We start from the raw sequence: 1,994 nt of genomic DNA, 5'->3' as shown, positions 1-1,994 counted from the left end.
GAGCTGATCAACCGCCTGGCCAGAACAGGGCTGAAGCGAATTGAAGCAGGCAGCTTTGTGTCGCCAAAAGCGGTTCCGCAAATGGCAGATTCCCATAACGTTTTCGACCTGCTTGAACGACAACCGGGGATTATCTATGGAGCCCTGACCCCCAACCTCAAAGGTTTTGAAGCGGCCCTGGCCGCTGGCGCTGATGAAGTGGCGGTATTTGCTTCAGCCTCGGAAGGGTTCAGCCAGAAAAATATCAGCTGCTCCATTGCCGAAAGTCTGCAGCGTTTTGAACCCGTTATGGCAGCGGCCAAAAAACACGGCATAAAAGTCAGAGGCTATGTATCCTGCGTGATGGGATGCCCCTATGACGGCGATATCCGCCCTTCTGCCGTTGCCGGGGTTGCCGGGCAACTGTGGCAGATGGGCTGTTATGAAATATCACTGGGCGACACCATTGGCGTCGGTACGCCCCTGAAAGCCAAAAAGGTTCTGGAGCACACTTCCCGACATATTCCCGTCTCAGCCCTGGCGGCACACTTTCACAATACTTACGGGCAGGCACTTGCCAATGTTTTAGCACTGCTCGAAGAAGGGCTTTCGGTGATTGACAGTTCGGTTGCCGGCCTGGGAGGATGCCCCTATGCCCCCGGCGCATCGGGTAACCTGGCCACAGAAGATGTGGTCTATATGCTGCACGGTATGGGCATAAAAACCGGGGTAAATATGGAGGAACTGCTAAAAGCGGCTACATTCATTTGTGGGCAACTGGGCATACCCTCAAGATCACATGCCGGGCTGGCATTGAGCCGGTTGATTCATCCTGCGGGGTGAATGGTAACTTTCCAATCAAGAGAATCAAAAAGGGAAAGCCAATGACAGCGCTGTGGATACCGGATCAAAAAACAATAACATCATCCAATCTCCAGGCATTTATCAACCACGTAAAAGACGTCACCGGTTTACTACTGGAGGATTATGCTGACCTGTACCAGTGGAGCATTGAAGACCGCCCGGCCTTCTGGCAACAGCTAGCAGAATTCTACCGGGTACAATTTCATAGCCAGCCATCCGCCGTAGTAATAAACGACAGCATGCCGGATGCCCAATGGTTTCCTGACTCAACCCTGAACTACGCAGAACACCTCCTGCAGCGAAAAGACAATAAGACAGCCCTGATATTCAACGGTGAGAATGGCCGTCGCCGAACCCTGAGCTACCGGCAGCTCTATCAATCAGTAGCCGCTGCCCAGCAGGGGTTGATTGCCGCCGGTATCAAAAAGGGGGATCGTATTGCGGCCTTTATGCCCAACTGCCCGGAAACCATTATTCTGATGCTGGCCGCCACGGCGCTTGGGGCAATCTGGTCATCCTGTTCGCCAGATTTTGGTATCCAGGGCGTTCTGGACCGTTTCGGACAGATTGGGCCCCGGCTGCTGCTTACGGCAGACGGTTACTTTTATGGTGGTAAAACCATCGACTGTATGGAAAAAACAGGGCAGATTCAGCAAAAAATCCCATCCCTGGAAACGATCGTCGTTGTGCCTTTTGTTAATCCGGAACCGGATATCGGGCCGCTCAAACATGCGGTGCTTTGGCCTGATTTCTGCCAACCATCGAATCCGTCGGTGAGTATCGTCCCAGTCGAGTTTAATCATCCACTGTTCATTATGTACTCTTCAGGGACCACTGGCGTACCCAAGTGCATTGTTCATGGTCATGGTGGAACGCTGCTACAGCATTTGAAAGAGCTGGGCCTTCATACCGATCTGAAAGCTCAGGATACGATATTCTACTTTACTACCTGTGGCTGGATGATGTGGAACTGGCTGGTTTCGTCACTGGCCATTGGCGCCACTGTGGTTTTGTACGACGGCTCCCCGTTTTATCCCGGGCCTGCAACTTTGATGGATATGGCAGAGGCGGAAAAAGTTTCTGTTTTTGGCACCAGCGCCAAGTATATTGCCGCCCTGCAAAAAGCCGGCGTCAAACCTGCCAGCAGTCAT

2 protein-coding genes are annotated in these 1,994 nt (G+C 52.6%); both read left to right on the top strand.

The window, feature by feature from the left end:
* The coding region (locus KDK13_RS04160; protein ID WP_257283663.1) for a hydroxymethylglutaryl-CoA lyase at positions 1-822 on the top strand (822 nt) is incomplete at its 5' end.
* Positions 823-863: 41 nt separating this feature from the next.
* On the top strand, positions 864-1,994 hold a 1,131-nt coding region (locus tag KDK13_RS04155; protein ID WP_257283662.1), incomplete at its 3' end, for an AMP-binding protein.

Source organism: Endozoicomonas sp. SESOKO1, from assembly GCF_024606265.1.
In the GTDB taxonomy this organism is placed as follows: Bacteria; Pseudomonadota; Gammaproteobacteria; order Pseudomonadales; family Endozoicomonadaceae; genus Endozoicomonas.
This window is presented reverse-complemented; position numbering and strand designations above follow the sequence as displayed.